Genomic DNA, 13885 nt, shown 5'->3' on the forward strand with positions numbered 1-13885 from the left:
CCTAGCCGGCCGCCCGTTTGCGCCCGTCGGTGACCGATGCCAAATATCCTTCGATCCTGTCGGCCGGCATGGGCTTGGCGTAATAGTATCCCTGCACGCAATGGCAGTTTTCCCTGCGAAGAAATGCCAGTTCCTCTTCCGCCTCCACACCTTCGGCGAGAACGGGAATTTCGAGTGACCTGCCGAGCAGTATAGTGGCGCGCACGATCGCGGCCTTCTGAGTGTTCGCATGCACACCGGCAATGAAGCTGCGGTCGATCTTGATCTTGTCGAAGGGAAATGCCTGCAGGGTTGCCAGCGAGGCATAACCGGTGCCAAAATCATCCATGGCGATGTGAACGCCCATGGCCTTGAGCATGGACATCGTGCGGGTCGCTTTTTCCTGATCCTCGATAAGGCTGACTTCCGTTATCTCGAGCTCCAGCCGCTCCGGCGCAAGCCGGGTTTCGATCAGGATGTCGGAGACTTCCTCGGCGAAGTCGGGTTGAACCAGTTGTTGCGGTGCGACGTTGATGGCGATCCCGAGCGGACGGGACCAGGACGCGGCCTCCCCACACGCCTCGCGCAGGACCCACCGCCCGATGTGGCGGATGAGGCCAGACTGTTCGGCAAGCGGGATGAAGCGCTCGGGCGAGACATGGCCTAGTGTCGGGTTTCGCCAGCGCAACAACGCTTCGAATCCTGCCGTTTCCCCCGTGCGAATATCTGTCTGTGGTTGATAGTTGAGGGTAAATTCCTGCCGTTCCAGTGCATGGGTGAGAGCGGCAACCAGCGCCAGCCGATCCTTGTTGTCCGCGTCCAGTTGCGGACTGAAATGCACGGTATCAAGATAGGCGTCGGCCTTGGCGCGGAACATTGCCAGTCCGGAGTGGCGGTTGACCTCAAGCAAATCGGTTCCATGCTCCGGACAGCAGGCGATACCGAAGCTGGCGGCGATTTCGAGCTGGGCTTCTCCATGTCGGAACGGGTTGGCCAGCAGGGTGCTGAGATCCCTCACTCTGGCGGAGATGATTGCAGGCGAGGCATGCCCGGCACAGACCAGAACGAATTCGTCACCGCCGCTGCGGGCCACGAAATCGCACGGCGTCTGCGTGGCCCTGAGCCTGTGGGAGAGTTCGGCGAGCAGCGCGTCACCGGCGGCATGGCCATAGAGATCGTTGATTGTCTTGAAGCCGTCTAGGTCGAAGGTGACGATGGCGACGCTGTCCACCCGCCCCTGGCGAACCTCTTCAGTCAGCGCGGCCAGGTACTCCATCAGGTGCGCACGGTTGGGCAGATCCGTCGTCATGTCATAGCGCCGGGCATGATCGAACCGGGCGCGGGCAGTTTTTGCTACCTGCATCTCGATGTTGAAGGCAGCAAAGCCCAGCAACAGGAAAAGGGCGTAGATGGCGAGTACCAGTCCGGCGAGAGTTGCGTCGGAGACAACTTTTGGCGGCACCGGCAGCGACAGGTCCGGCACCACTGTCATCGCCGCCATGCCGGTGAAATGCGTGCCCGCAATGGCCAGTGCCATGATCAGCATGGACGCCATATGGCAGAAGCGCGTCGTCGGATGGTTTATGCGGTTCATCATCAGGGCGCCGAATGTCAGGGCACAGATTACCGAGGTGGCAAGGTAGCCGTTGTGCCACTGTATTGTGCCCGTCAGTTGAAAGGCGGCCATGCCAGTATAATGGATGGCGAGGATCGCCGCCCCGAACAACCCGCCGCCGAGTTCCAGCCAGGGCCCACCACGGCTGAATGCGGCAACGCCCAGCGCGGCGGTGGTTCCGGCAAGCGCAATGAACAGCGACAGGGCCGTCAGCAAGGGCTCGTACCCGTGGGGCAGAGCCGGATCATAGGCGAGCATCGCAATGAAATGCGTGGCCCAGATGGTGGCGCCACCGATGAGACCGGCAAGCAGCACATGCAGGCGGCGGATGCGGGATTCGGCCTGCCGCGCGCGCAGAAACAGGCGGACGGTCAGGACAGAACCGAGGCCGCAGACCGCAAGCGCAATCACGAGCTGTGTGAAATCATGCTCCTGCGTTATGCAACCTATGACCTTCAGCATCTGTGTCCTCTTGTCCCCGACAGACTAGAATCCTGCTGAATAAGAAGTGGTTAGTGGCGGACAGATCGGTGCCGCTTCCACCTAAAACTTGCCTTAAATCCCGCCAGAGCGGCGGACCTGCGGCTCCGCGCGTCTGTTGCAACCGGGCGGGCGGGGCGGTATTGCGGGTTAACACCGTTCCAGACAGGTAGATCATGGCACAGGACGAATCCTCGAACCTCGTTTCCACTCGCTGGCTCGCCGATCATCTGAACGCGCCGGACGTACGCATTCTGGATGCCTCGTGGTATCTGCCGGCAGAAGGCCGCGACGGCCGGGCCGAGTATGAGGCCGGGCATATTCCCGGTGCGCGATTCTTCGACATCGACGAAATCAGCGATACAGCCAGCGCCCTGCCGCATATGGCGCCGCCGGTGGAAAAGTTCATCAGCCGCATTCGCGCCATGGGCATCGGCGATGGCCACCGGGTGATCGTCTACGATGGTGCGGGCCTGTTTTCGGCCGCCCGTGTCTGGTGGCTGTTCCGGCTCTTCGGCAAGAGTGATGTGGCGGTGCTGGATGGCGGCCTGCCAAAGTGGAAGGCCGAGGGGCACCCGCTGGAGGACATGCCGCCGGTGATGCGCGACAGGCATTTCACCGCCCGCCGGGATGCGAGCAGGGTGAAGGATGTGACACAGGTGGCCGCCTCGGCCAAGCTGGGGGATTTCCAGATCGTCGACGCCCGCTCTCCCGCCCGGTTCCGGGGTGAGGAGAAGGAGGCCAGGCCCGGTCTGCGCTCCGGCCATATTCCGGGCAGCAAGAACGTGTATTACAAAGACCTGTTGAACGCCGATGGGACGATGGCCAACACCGGCTCCCTGCGTGCTGCGTTCGAGAAGGCTGGGGTCGATCTGGGCAAACCGGTTATCACCTCCTGCGGGTCCGGGGTGACGGCGGCGATCCTCAGTCTGGCGCTGGAGCAGCTTGGCCTGCACAACCACGCCCTCTACGATGGCTCCTGGGCCGAATGGGGCATGTATGGTGACCTGAAAGTCGAAACCGGATGAGCGTGACGCCTGCGGGAACGGAGATCGACTATACGATCACCTACCTGGAGATGACGTCGCGACCGGGCTATGACCGTCCTTCGCTGCCCGCCGGGCCGCCGACGGCACTGATCGCCGCCCAGCAGCCACCTGTCTGGTACTTCCTGAATCTCTACGATGCCGTTGGCCGCGACTACGAATGGGATGACTGGCACCGGGCATCGGATGAGGAAAGGCGCGCCTTCGTGCAAGATCCGGAAGTGCGGCTCTTCACGCTGCTGCGCACCGGCTGGCCGGCCGGGTTCTTCATGCTGGATACGCGGCATCAGGGGGTATGCGATCTTGCCTATTTCGGGCTGGTGCCGGAGGCAGTGGGCCACGGCCTCGGCCGCTACCTGCTGCAGACGGCGATCCATGCGGGCTGGGATCTGCCGGGGGTGGAGCGGATGTCGGTGAATACCTGCACGCTGGACCACCCCGCAGCTTTGGGCCTGTACCAGCGTTGCGGATTCGTGCCATACGAGCGGGAGACGAAGACCTGCATTTTGATGCGGGATCGAGTGACCCCGGAGAGCTGAGATGCTGAAGAACCTGACGCCGCAACCGCCCGACAAGATCATCGAGATGATCGCCATGTACAAGGAAGACCCCCGCGACGGGAAGGTCGATCTTGGCGTCGGCGTCTACAAGGACGAAGCGGGCCGAACGCCAGTGATGCGTGCGGTGAAGGCGGCGGAGAAGCGGCTTCTGGAGAGCCAGGACAGCAAGTCTTATGTTGGGCTCCTCGGAGATCTCGGCTTCGTGGACGAAATGCGCAAGCTGGTGCTCGGCGATGCCGTTCCGGCAGAGCGTGTGTCGGGGGCGCAGGCACCGGGCGGCACCGGGGCGATCCATCAGCTTCTGGAGCTTGTCAGAATGGCAAAGCCCGGCGCGACCGTCTGGTTCTCGGACCCGACATGGCCGAACCATCCGGCCATCGTGAAGCATGTCGGCCTCAACGCGAAGACCTACCGCTATTTCGACGCGGAAACCTGCGAAGTCGATTTCGCGGGCATGATGGAGGATTTGGCGGGACTGGAAGCCGATGACGTCGTGCTGATCCACGGCTGCTGCCACAACCCGACAGGTGCGAACCTCACGGCGGAGCAATTCGACAAGGTGACGGCTCTTCTGATCGAAAAGGGCGCGACGCCATTCATCGACTTTGCCTACCAGGGCTTCGGCGACGGGCTGGAGGAAGATGCGGCGAACGTGCGGGCGATGGCGGCGAAGGTGCCGCAGATGCTCATAGCCGCCTCCTGTTCCAAGAACTTCGGACTTTACCGTGACCGTGTGGGCGCGGCTTTCGTGATTGTCGGGCCGGATACGGAACTGGGCGTGGTGAAGGGCGCTATGGCCTCGCTCAACCGGCTCAACTTCTCCTTCCCGCCCGATCATGGCGCGAAAGTCGTGGAGATCATCCTGAAAGATCCGGAACTTCGGGCCGACTGGGAAGCCGAACTGAAGGAAATGCGGGAACGGATGCTCGTGCTCCGGGCCGACATGGCTGACGCGCTGAAGCGCGAGACCAACTCCGACCGGTTCGAGTTCTTCCGCAAGCATCGCGGCATGTTCTCGCGCCTCGGCATATCCTCCGACGCCGTGCTCAAACTGCGGGCCGACAAGGGTATTTACATCGTCGGCGACAGCCGTGTGAACGTCGCCGGCCTGCCGGGAGAGCGGATCGGCGAACTGGCAAAAGCGATCGCCGGCGCAGTATGACTCCGGTCTTCCTGACGGCTGACATGGTGGAGCCGCATCTGGACTGGATGCGGATCGCCGATGCGCTGCTGGAAGGGCACAGACGGCCAAAGGCCGACCTTGGTGACCAGTTTCTCTATCGTGGCGATGACACGTTCCTGTCCCGCTCCGCCTGGATCGACGGCATGGGCATCGCCGTCAAATCCGTTTCCGTGCTGCCGGACAACCCGGCCCGCAAACTGCCGAGCGTGCAGGGTGTGATGGTGTTGTTCGACGATGAAAGCGGTGCGGTGGAAGCGATCATCGACAGTGCACTGGTAACAAAGTGGAAAACGGCGGCGGACAGTATTCTCGGAGCCAGGCTGCTGGCGCGGAAGGATTCGAAGCGTTTGCTGATTGTCGGCACCGGTGCGGTGGCGGAGAGCCTCGTCGAAGCCTATCGCGCGCTCTATCCGGAGATCGACATCCATATCTGGGGACGCGACACGGCAAAGGCCGGCGCGATGGCCGAGCGGCTGGAAACGCATCTGGCCGGCTCTCTGGAATCGGGCGTGCGGGGGGCGGACATCATTTCCACTGCGACAATGTCGCAGAAACCGCTGATCGAGGGGGCGTGGCTGAAGGAAGGCCAGCATCTGGACCTGATCGGGGCTTTCACCGCGGACATGCGCGAGGTGGACAACGATTGCCTGCGACGAGCGCACATATTCGTCGACAGCCGCGAGACGACGATGGAGCATATCGGCGAGTTGAAGATTCCGCTCAACGAGGGCGTGATCACTGCCGACGATGTGCTGGGCGATTATTATGATCTGGCCGCCGATGCGCCGGGACGCACGGGTGACGACGAGATCACATTACTAAAGAACGGCGGCGGGGCGCATCTTGATCTGATGACGGGACGCGCGCTTCTTGCCGCCTGGAAAGAGGCGGAAGCAGGCAGATAAGCCGTGCCAGAGACGCTTCGGGCGACTGGCGGGCGGTGTCGATCCGCAGTGGGGGCGTCATCCAGCGATCGTAGGGCCGGGATTCCACTTCCGACCAGGTTGGCAGGCTTTGTCCCGGGAAGTCAGGGCGACGTTTTTCAACCCGCCGGCGATGCTCCATCCGGTCTGAACAGACAATCTCCACCTCGGCGAAAGGGCGCATGACGCGGGTGGCGCTGTCCCGGAACAGTTCGCGGGTTTCGAGGCTGGGATTGACGCTGTCGGTGATAACGGTGAGGCCGAGGCGAAGGTTTTCCTCGGCAATCTGGCAGGTCGTGCGATAGCCTGCGTCGCCCGGATGGTTGACGCCGAGCCGGGCATCCATGATTGCCGTTTCGATGCTGCTGACGCGCAGGTAAGCAGCGGAAAGATGGCTGGCCAACCCGCGGGCGAGTGTTGTCTTGCCGGTGCCGGGGAGGCCGGAGAAAATGATAAGCATGGATACGCACCTCACGTCTGAAAAGGCCCGCCGGGGGTTGGCGGCAGTTTCAGATAGGCCGGTGAGCGTGCCGGAGCTTGGCCGATTCCAAGGTATTTTTGTGACCGACTGATTTATCGGGCCTTTTCGCGGGGCGGCTGCCCACAGACGACACTTCAGCTTTCCTGGGGTTCGCGGGCCGGGGTCGTTCGGTGGGGCAGCATCAGCAACAGGCGGGCGAGCGATGCCTCCGGTGTTTCCCCCGCAGTGTCGAGGCGGAGAGGGTTGTCGGGCCAGGGAATATAGTGGCGCTGTTCCACATCTGCCCACGTCGGTACGCGCTGGCCCGGAAGGTCGGGCCTGCGACCCTCCACCCGGTTGCGATGTTCGGTGCGGTCGGAACACACCACCTCGACCTCGGCGAAGGGTTTGCCGGCACGGGTGGCCGCATTGCGGTAGGCCTCACGGGTGAGCTCGATCGGGTTCACACTGTCGGCGATTACGGTGCGGCCGAGCGCGAGATTGTCCTCCGCCATGGCGCAGGCAGCGCGATAGCCGGCGTCCTTCAGGTCCGGTGCCCCTAGCGCCGCGCCGTTGATGCCCGCCTCGATGCTGTCAATCCGCAGGTAGACCGCACCCAGCCGATCCGCGAGAGCGCGGGCCAGGGTCGTCTTGCCACTGCCAGGCAGGCCGGAAAATATGATCAACATCGGCTCGATGTATCGCAAATCCGGCATCCGGACAACAAATCCGGCAGCATTTGGCGAGAGTGGTGCGGTTACGGCACCTCCAGTTCCGGGAAAGGTACTGCCAGACGACTGCGCAGCCGCTCATATGGGCCGCCGAGCGAAGTAGCCGGACAAACAGGTGCGCCGCCGGGCCAGCGCAGCAGCATCAGGTTGCCCTGATGGTGGCGCAACGTGAAGCCGTGGCGGGCGAGTCTGCCCTGCAGGTCGCGCCAGTTACGGGCGAAAGCGAATTCATCCGCGAGTTCGATCCGGATCGCCCGAATCTCCCGCAGCAGAAGCGGGCTGTCTTCCGGTCCTCGGGGCGTTGCGAATTCGCGCTCCAGTGCCCGTGCAATAAACTCGCCCGGCGATACGGCCGACTCGCTGGAAAACTTCTCCAGTTCCCGCCGCAGGGACGGGGAAAGAACGAGGGTGATGGCTTCAGCTTCCATAACGCCAGACTGGCGTCACAGAACTTAACGAAGCGTTAATGCATCTCAGATGGCCAACGCATCTCAGACCGGTTGAAACGCGCCGCTGGCGTCATCGTAGCACTGCAACTGGCCTTTGCCGATGTCCTGCCAAAGCGCGTGCAGCGAGAGGTTGCCCGCCTCCACCTCTGCCGCGACCTGCGGGAATGTCATCAGGTTGTCGATACTGGTCAGCACGCCCTGTTTTTCGAGTGCGGTCAGGCGTTCATCCTCGTCCTTGATGCCCTTCACATTCTCGTAGCCGCCGCGCAGCAGATCCATCCAGCGACCGACGAAGCTGGTTTTCTCCTCCAGTTCCGGGGCCTTGCCGGCGCACATGTCGTGGCAACCCTTCACGCCGCCGCACTGCGAGTGGCCGAGCACGAAGATGTGCGAGACCTTCAGAGCACCGACCGCATACTCGATGGTGGCAGAGGTGCCGTGCAGGTCGCCATCGGGCTTGTAGGGCGGAACGAGATTGGCAATGTTGCGATGGATGAAGAACTCACCGGAGTCGGCACCGAAGATGGAACTGATCTGCACGCGGCTGTCACAACAGGAAATCACCATCGCACGCGGGTGCTGGCCTTCTCCGGCAAGCCGGGCATACCAGGCCTTGTTTTCCTCGAACTGCGTGGCGAACCAGCCGCGGTAACGCTGGACATAGGCACGAGGCAAGGGTCTGGCGGCATGGGTCATTGGCTGGATTCCTGTTCCGGTCGGCATTTCCCGGATTGTTAACCCGGTCTTCACCCATGCGCAAATTCGGACTTTATTCGCGGGCGGCGATAACACTCTGTTGAAACCTGGGCGCTAGAAGTTCGTCAGGTGGATAAGGGGTGATAAATGGCAATCATTACGAAGCTGGAGCGGGCGGAGCCTGCCCGCCTGGATGTTCGCGCCGTTGAACTGATGGAATCGATCCTCGGTCAGGCACGCTGCCGGGAGGTGATGGAGGAAACCTGTTTCGATCTCGTGGACTGCCTTGCTGCGATTGAGGCGTCGCTGCATGTGAAGGACCATGCGAAGTCGCGCAGACTAGCCACCGAAATCGCCAGTCTCAGCGCCCAGATCGGATTGGACGATTTCTCGCTTTCGGCCCGCAACCTGATGGATTGCATCGACACCGGCAACTGGACGGCGCTGGCGCCGGTGACCGCGCGGATGATGCGGCTGGGTGAAGCATCACTGATGTCGCTGCTGGACCTGTCGGACGACCCTTACGCCTGAAAGCCCTTGGAATTGCTGCCACCGGCGGTAGTCTGTCGCGGACGCAAGCGACAGGACAAATCATGACAGCAGTGTTCGCGGAAGCGACAGGCGACGCCATACCGATACATGTGATCGAAGCCGGGAAACTCGAAGACTGGCTCGGCGGACAGCCGGACACGGTGCGCGGCTGGGTGAAGGCGAACGGGTTCACGGGCAAGCTGGGCCAGGTGCTGATCCTGCCGGATGGCGTTGGCTTCGCGGCGGCGCTGGCTGGTTGGGGTAGTGAGAAAGATCGGGCGCGGGGCTGGTTTCATTTCGGAACGGTCGCTGCCGCATTGCCCGAAGGCACCTACCGGATAGAGAGCGGGCTGGAGGGCGACGCACTGTCGGAGGCGGCGCTGGCGTTCCTGCTGTCGGCCTATCGCTTCTCCCGCTACAAGGATGCGGGGGTGCAGCGGGCCACGCTTGTCTGTCCGGACGGTATCGACCCGCGCCGTCTGGAGGTGATCGCCGCCGGCGTGGCGCTGACATCGGACCTGATCAACACGCCCGCATCCGACATGGGCCCGGATCAGCTCGAAAATGCCTTCTGCGATTTGGCCGGCGCATTCGGGGCCAAGGCAGAGGTGATCCGCGGGCGGGCGTTGCTTGCTGAGAATTTCCCGATGGTCCATGCCGTCGGCCGCGCGTCCGACCAGCCGCCGCGCCTGCTGGACATGACATGGGGTGACAGCACCGCGCCCAAGGTGACACTGGTGGGCAAAGGCGTGTGCTTCGACACCGGCGGGCTGAACATCAAGCCCGGCTCGTCGATGGGGCTGATGAAGAAGGATATGGGCGGGGCGGCAACCGTGCTCGGCCTGGCGCGGATGATCATGGCACTCAACGTGCCCGTGCGGCTGCGGGTTATCGTTCCGGCGGTGGAAAATTCAATTTCCGCCGGTGCGTTCCGGCCCGGAGACATTCTGACCAGCCGCAAGGGTCTGACGGTGGAGATCAACAACACCGATGCCGAGGGACGGCTGGTACTGGCCGACGCGCTCGCGCTGGCGGACGAGGAAAGCCCGGCGATGATCGTCTGCATGGCGACGCTTACAGGGGCGGCCCGGGTCGCGCTCGGGCCCGACCTGCCACCGTTCTTTACTGATGACGGCAGCCTTGCGGGTGAGCTGGAGGCGGCCGCCAGCGCAGTGAAGGATCCGCTGTGGCGGATGCCGTTCTGGGACGGATACGAGACCATGATCGAGCCGGGGATCGCCGACCTCGACAACGCACCGTCGGGCGGGTTTGCAGGAGCAATCACCGCAGCGCTCTTCTTGCGGCGCTTCGTGGAGAATGCGGGCACGTTCGCCCATTTTGATTGCTATGGCTGGACGCCGGCGGCCAAGCCCGCGCGGCCGAAGGGTGGGGCCTGTCAGGGCGCGCGGGCGCTGCTGGAAGTGATCGAGGGGCGTTATGGCAACGGCGAATGACCCGCGCCTGACGCCAGCGCGCGGCGATATCGCTGCGGCCCATCTGGAAGGCAAGGTGACGGCGGATCGTTTCGTCAGCGGGCGCCTTCTGCGGGTGGCCGCGCCTGTGCTCGACATGACAGGCAAGCCGGAGCGGAGCGCCGGTCTGACGACGCAGCTGCTGATGGGCGAGGCGTTCACCGCTTACGAGAAAGACGCCGAGACCGGCCTTGCCTGGGGGCAGGCGGAGGATGGATACGTCGGCTATGTCTCTCTGGCCGGGCTGGAGGCTGCAACGGAGCCGGACATGCAGGTGGCGGTGCGTGGCACGCATATCTACCCTGAGCCGAACATCAAGACCCGGCCGCTGGAGGCCCTGCCGATGCTGGCGCGGATCAGACAGGTGGGCGAGGCTCCGGGCTTCGTCGAACTGGAAAGCGGCGGCTGGTGCCCCGCTCAACACCTTGCGCCGTCCGGACCGCTGGTGGCAGATTTCGTCGACGCGGCGGAGCGGTTTCTGGGTGCACCCTACCTCTGGGGCGGGCGCAGCACCGAAGGAGTGGATTGTTCCGGCCTCGTGCAACTGGCGCTGGCGGCAGCCGGGCAACAGGTGCTGCGGGATTCAGACATGCAGGCCGCTTTGGGGGCTGAAGTACAGGGTCCGCTGCAACGCGGCGACCTGATTTGCTGGCGGGGTCATATCGGTATCATGGCCAGCGAAAAGGACTTGCTGCACGCTAATGCGCACCACATGGCGGTGGCGCTGGAGCCACTGGCCGAGGCGGAGGCGCGGATCGCGGCGAAGGAGTTCGGCCAGGTCACCGGACGGCGGCGGATCGTGGGGTGACGTTTGGCGCAGCGTCCGATACCCGCTGCGCCGAATTTGTTTGATGCCAGAAAATCCGAGTTGCGAAGGGCACAAGCGTCACATGCGACTGACGGTGACGTATCGGCCACGGCGCATTCCAAAATGCAATCATATCCTCGTCACCCGAGCGGGACGAAGCTGCCATTCCCGGCAGCAAGCCGCGCGAATGCTGTCGGATCGTTGCAGAACAACGGTCCGTTTGCCCACGCCTGGCGCGCTTCATGCGCGGGATGTGACCCCGTCGAGCAGGACGTCATCCAGGCTCTCGCCGTGCAGTACGGAGATGTCTCCGGTGATTTCGAGCACTACGGCGCGAACTTCGCTGAGATGCAGAACATTGGCCTCTCGAAGTTTGGCGATTACATCACTGCGGGTGGTGCGTGTATTCGTAAGTGCCGCTTCCAGAAACTCACCGTCGCGCATCAGCAAGGTCGGCGTGTTGTCGATCAATCCCTCGAAGTCGTCGCGACGTGCACGGGTGCGAGACACGAAATACTGCACTCCTAGAAGGGTTGCGATGGCGATGAGAGCTTGCGCCAGTGCGCTCCAGTTCGTGGCTTGTACGCATCCCGCCAGAAGCGAACCGATGGCGACGGTGGTGACGAAATCGAATGATGTCATCTTGGAAAATGCACGCAAACCGATCACTCGCACGCAGATCACCACCCACAAAAGGCCGATGATCGCAAGCAAGGTGCCGCGCAGAAGGACGTCGATAGCAGTTATATCGGTGAACATCAGGTAACTTTCCGCTGCTTGGATCGTTGGTAGAAGAGGTGCGCAAGGGTCAGGACAAGTACAAAAGACACCGCCCCGAGGTAGCGCTCGTAGATCCCGTCGACAGCCGTGGGCAGAATGAAGAACACGGGAGCCGACACACCCCAGATAATACCGGTGGCGTTCAGGATCGTACGATAGCGGGGACCGGCCCGTGCTGCCCCGCGCGCCAGTGCGAAGCAGGCGACGGCCATCGTCATACCCAGGGCATAGACGAGATAGATGTGGATCACCCAGCCTTCATCGTCATTGTCGCCGTATTCATTGCGTGCCCCTATCAGGAAGACCAACAGGCCAAAGATGACGAGTGCGATGATCCCAACGCTCCACTCCCATCCGCCGAGGTGAACGTGAGCCGCCAGAACGGCCAGCCCGATCAAGGCGGCGGAAAATGCGTAGAGACCTATATCGACAATGAACTCGTAGCGCCCTGCGCCGAGATCACTGATGGTGTCGGCAATCCAGTCATGGTTCGGAACGACGAAATCCGCGATCACAACAGAGGTTGTGAGTGCAACGCAACCGAACACCGCCAGAAGAGCGAGGGTCAGCATGAGGACTGGTTGCTCGGCGACTTCGGCGGGCATCTGACGAGCGGTCTCGGCGGTCGGTGGCATCTAAGCTCCTCTAGGCTAATGGTCCAACACCCCGGAGCACGATTGGTTCATTTATTGCCGAATTGAGCCGCCTGCCGTCACACCCGGCAACTTGGGCTCAACACAGATAATCTTTCGTTCGCAAGGCGCGGCCTCCTTCTAGCCCCTGCCCACGAACGGCATCTTCGTTGCCATCACCGTCATGAACTGCACGTTGGCCTCCAGCGGCAGGCCAGCCATGTAGAGGACGGAGCTTGCCACGTGCTCAGGGTCCATCGTCGCCTCGATCGCGATGCTTCCGTCGGCCTGCGGTACGCCCTTGGTCATCGGCATCGCCATTTCTGTCAGCGCGTTGCCGATGTCGATCTGGCCGCAGGCGATGTTGAACGGTCGGCCGTCGAGGCTGAGGGTGCGGGTAAGGCCGGTGATGCCGTGTTTCGTGGTGGTGTATGGCACGGAGCCGGGGCGCGGGGCGTAGGCGGAGATTGAACCATTGTTGATGATCCGTCCGCCCTGCGGGCTTTGTGCGCGCATCTGGCGGAAGGCGGCGCGGGCCACGAGGAAAGCACCGGTGAGGTTGACGTTTACGACGTTGAGCCAGGTTTCCACCGGCGTCTCGTCGATCGGCATGCCGGGAGAGCCCATACCGGCGTTGTTGAACACCACGTCAAGCCGGCCGAACCGCTCCGCCACCTTGGCAAAAGCGGCATCGACGGCGTCCGGGTCGCTGACATCGGTGGGCACGACGAGCGCTTCCGCGTGCCCGGCGGCGACGTCCTCCAGCGGTTCCGGGCGGCGGCCGAGCAGGCCGACCGAATAGCCCGCATCCAGAAAAGCCCGCGTCGTCGCAGCCCCCAGCCCGGTGCCCGCACCGGTGACGATGGCGATCTTGCCCATGGTTATCCTCCCTTGCTTCTTTGTGGGCAGCCTATAGCGCTTCGGACCCGAATTGAATCCAAATTCGCCATGCACGGGCCATTCGCGCCGGGGCTGCCATCAATACCTCCCGCGTCCTTACACCTCCAAAAAAGGCTTTTCTTTTGCCCGTTTCTCCGCCATACACCGCGCACGCACCCGTGCCTCTGGCGCGGGCGTCTTCTTTTGGGCTGACCGTGCTGGACGACATCCCGGCTCGTGCCATCCCGCAAGAGGCAACACTTCGAACTCAAGGAGAACACGATGTCGATTACGCCAGAGCTGAAAGAAAAGCTTATCAAGGAATACGCGATCAAGGACGGGGACACAGGGTCCGCGGACGTACAGATCGCCATCCTCACCAGCCGGATCAGCACGCTGACCGAGCATTTCAAGACCCACAAGAAGGACAACCACTCTCGCCGTGGCCTTCTGAAACTCGTGGCCCAGCGCCGCAAGCTTCTCGATTACGTCAAGGCACGCGATGAAGAGCGTTACCAGTCGCTGATCGGCAAGCTCGGCATCCGCCGCTGATATTCACGAAGACGCGCCCTGCGGGGCGCGTTCTTGCATTCCGGGGCTGTGTGCGGGCCCGGGAAGAAGCGAAGGACCGCACATGTCCGCATAGGTGCGCGCCCAAGGC

At 62.8% G+C, this 13885-nt stretch carries 16 protein-coding genes; 8 read left to right on the forward strand and 8 right to left on the reverse strand.

What is annotated here, in order from left to right; translation table 11 throughout:
- Position 1: 1 nt before the first annotated feature.
- Positions 2-2056 (reverse strand): putative bifunctional diguanylate cyclase/phosphodiesterase, encoded by a 2055-nt coding sequence (locus GO499_RS16750; protein WP_161863253.1) that lies wholly within the window; start codon positions 2054-2056, stop codon positions 2-4.
- Positions 2057-2250: 194 nt separating this feature from the next.
- On the opposite strand from GO499_RS16750, the gene sseA reads away from it, so the two are divergent.
- The 4 genes from sseA to GO499_RS16770 are packed head-to-tail and all read left to right on the forward strand — an operon-like array spanning position 2251 to position 5768.
- Entirely contained in the window at positions 2251-3102 is an 852-nt protein-coding gene (sseA, locus tag GO499_RS16755) for a 3-mercaptopyruvate sulfurtransferase (RefSeq protein ID WP_161863254.1), read from the forward strand.
- On the forward strand, positions 3099-3659 hold the full coding sequence (locus tag GO499_RS16760; RefSeq protein WP_161863255.1) for a GNAT family N-acetyltransferase: 561 nt from the start codon (positions 3099-3101) through the stop codon (positions 3657-3659). The genes sseA and GO499_RS16760 overlap by 4 nt, the downstream gene beginning before the upstream one ends.
- A gap of 1 nt (position 3660) precedes the next feature.
- The gene (locus tag GO499_RS16765) at positions 3661-4842 is read left to right on the forward strand and encodes an amino acid aminotransferase (RefSeq protein ID WP_161863256.1); all 1182 of its coding nucleotides are present in this window, start codon (positions 3661-3663) and stop codon (positions 4840-4842) included.
- The gene (locus GO499_RS16770) at positions 4839-5768 is read left to right on the forward strand and encodes an ornithine cyclodeaminase family protein (protein ID WP_161863257.1); all 930 of its coding nucleotides are present in this window, start codon (positions 4839-4841) and stop codon (positions 5766-5768) included. The genes GO499_RS16765 and GO499_RS16770 overlap by 4 nt, the downstream gene beginning before the upstream one ends.
- On the opposite strand, the gene GO499_RS16775 is transcribed toward GO499_RS16770, so the two are convergent.
- The 4 genes from GO499_RS16775 to GO499_RS16790 all read right to left on the reverse strand — a co-directional run bounded on the left by GO499_RS16775 (position 5674) and on the right by GO499_RS16790 (position 8122).
- The gene (locus GO499_RS16775) at positions 5674-6246 is read right to left on the reverse strand and encodes a P-loop nucleotide/nucleoside kinase family protein (protein WP_161863258.1); all 573 of its coding nucleotides are present in this window, start codon (positions 6244-6246) and stop codon (positions 5674-5676) included. The two genes, GO499_RS16770 and GO499_RS16775, sit on opposite strands and share 95 nt — an antisense overlap.
- Positions 6247-6401: 155 nt before the next feature.
- On the reverse strand, positions 6402-6962 hold the full coding sequence (locus GO499_RS16780; protein WP_284154793.1) for a P-loop nucleotide/nucleoside kinase family protein: 561 nt from the start codon (positions 6960-6962) through the stop codon (positions 6402-6404).
- A gap of 41 nt (positions 6963-7003) precedes the next feature.
- Complete coding sequence (locus tag GO499_RS16785) at positions 7004-7405, reverse strand: hypothetical protein (RefSeq protein WP_161863259.1); 402 nt, start codon at positions 7403-7405, stop codon at positions 7004-7006.
- A gap of 63 nt (positions 7406-7468) precedes the next feature.
- Positions 7469-8122, reverse strand: a complete 654-nt coding sequence (locus tag GO499_RS16790) for a carbonic anhydrase (protein ID WP_161863260.1) — start codon at positions 8120-8122, stop codon at positions 7469-7471.
- Between the two features lie 147 nt (positions 8123-8269).
- Here GO499_RS16790 and GO499_RS16795 point away from each other — a divergent pair, with 147 nt between their 5' ends.
- The 3 genes from GO499_RS16795 (at position 8270) to GO499_RS16805 (ending at position 10933) form a co-directional block, all read left to right on the forward strand.
- Positions 8270-8653: a hypothetical protein gene (locus tag GO499_RS16795; RefSeq protein ID WP_161863261.1), complete on the forward strand. Its 384-nt coding sequence runs from the start codon at positions 8270-8272 to the stop codon at positions 8651-8653.
- A gap of 62 nt (positions 8654-8715) precedes the next feature.
- Complete coding sequence (locus GO499_RS16800; protein WP_161863262.1) at positions 8716-10107, forward strand: leucyl aminopeptidase family protein; 1392 nt, start codon at positions 8716-8718, stop codon at positions 10105-10107.
- A complete protein-coding gene (locus GO499_RS16805) occupies positions 10091-10933 on the forward strand; it encodes a C40 family peptidase (RefSeq protein WP_161863263.1) in 843 nt (280 codons plus the stop codon). The genes GO499_RS16800 and GO499_RS16805 overlap by 17 nt, the downstream gene beginning before the upstream one ends.
- 240 nt (positions 10934-11173) lie before the next feature.
- Here GO499_RS16805 and GO499_RS16810 read toward each other — a convergent pair whose 3' ends face one another.
- The 3 genes from GO499_RS16810 to GO499_RS16820 form a co-directional block, all read right to left on the reverse strand.
- Positions 11174-11692 carry a DUF421 domain-containing protein gene (locus GO499_RS16810; protein ID WP_161863264.1) on the reverse strand — a complete coding sequence of 173 codons (519 nt, stop codon included), beginning with the start codon at positions 11690-11692 and terminating at the stop codon, positions 11174-11176.
- On the reverse strand, positions 11692-12348 hold the full coding sequence (locus tag GO499_RS16815) for a DUF998 domain-containing protein (protein ID WP_161863265.1): 657 nt from the start codon (positions 12346-12348) through the stop codon (positions 11692-11694). Before GO499_RS16815 ends, GO499_RS16810 begins: the two co-directional genes overlap by 1 nt.
- A gap of 138 nt (positions 12349-12486) precedes the next feature.
- Positions 12487-13224 (reverse strand): SDR family oxidoreductase, encoded by a 738-nt coding sequence (locus tag GO499_RS16820; protein ID WP_161863266.1) that lies wholly within the window; start codon positions 13222-13224, stop codon positions 12487-12489.
- 282 nt (positions 13225-13506) lie between these two features.
- On the opposite strand from GO499_RS16820, the gene rpsO reads away from it, so the two are divergent.
- Positions 13507-13776 (forward strand): 30S ribosomal protein S15, encoded by a 270-nt coding sequence (rpsO, locus tag GO499_RS16825; RefSeq protein ID WP_161863267.1) that lies wholly within the window; start codon positions 13507-13509, stop codon positions 13774-13776.
- The last annotated feature ends 109 nt before the right edge of the window (positions 13777-13885 follow it).

The organism is Algicella marina, assembly GCF_009931615.1.
GTDB lineage: Bacteria > Pseudomonadota > Alphaproteobacteria > Rhodobacterales > Rhodobacteraceae > Algicella > Algicella marina.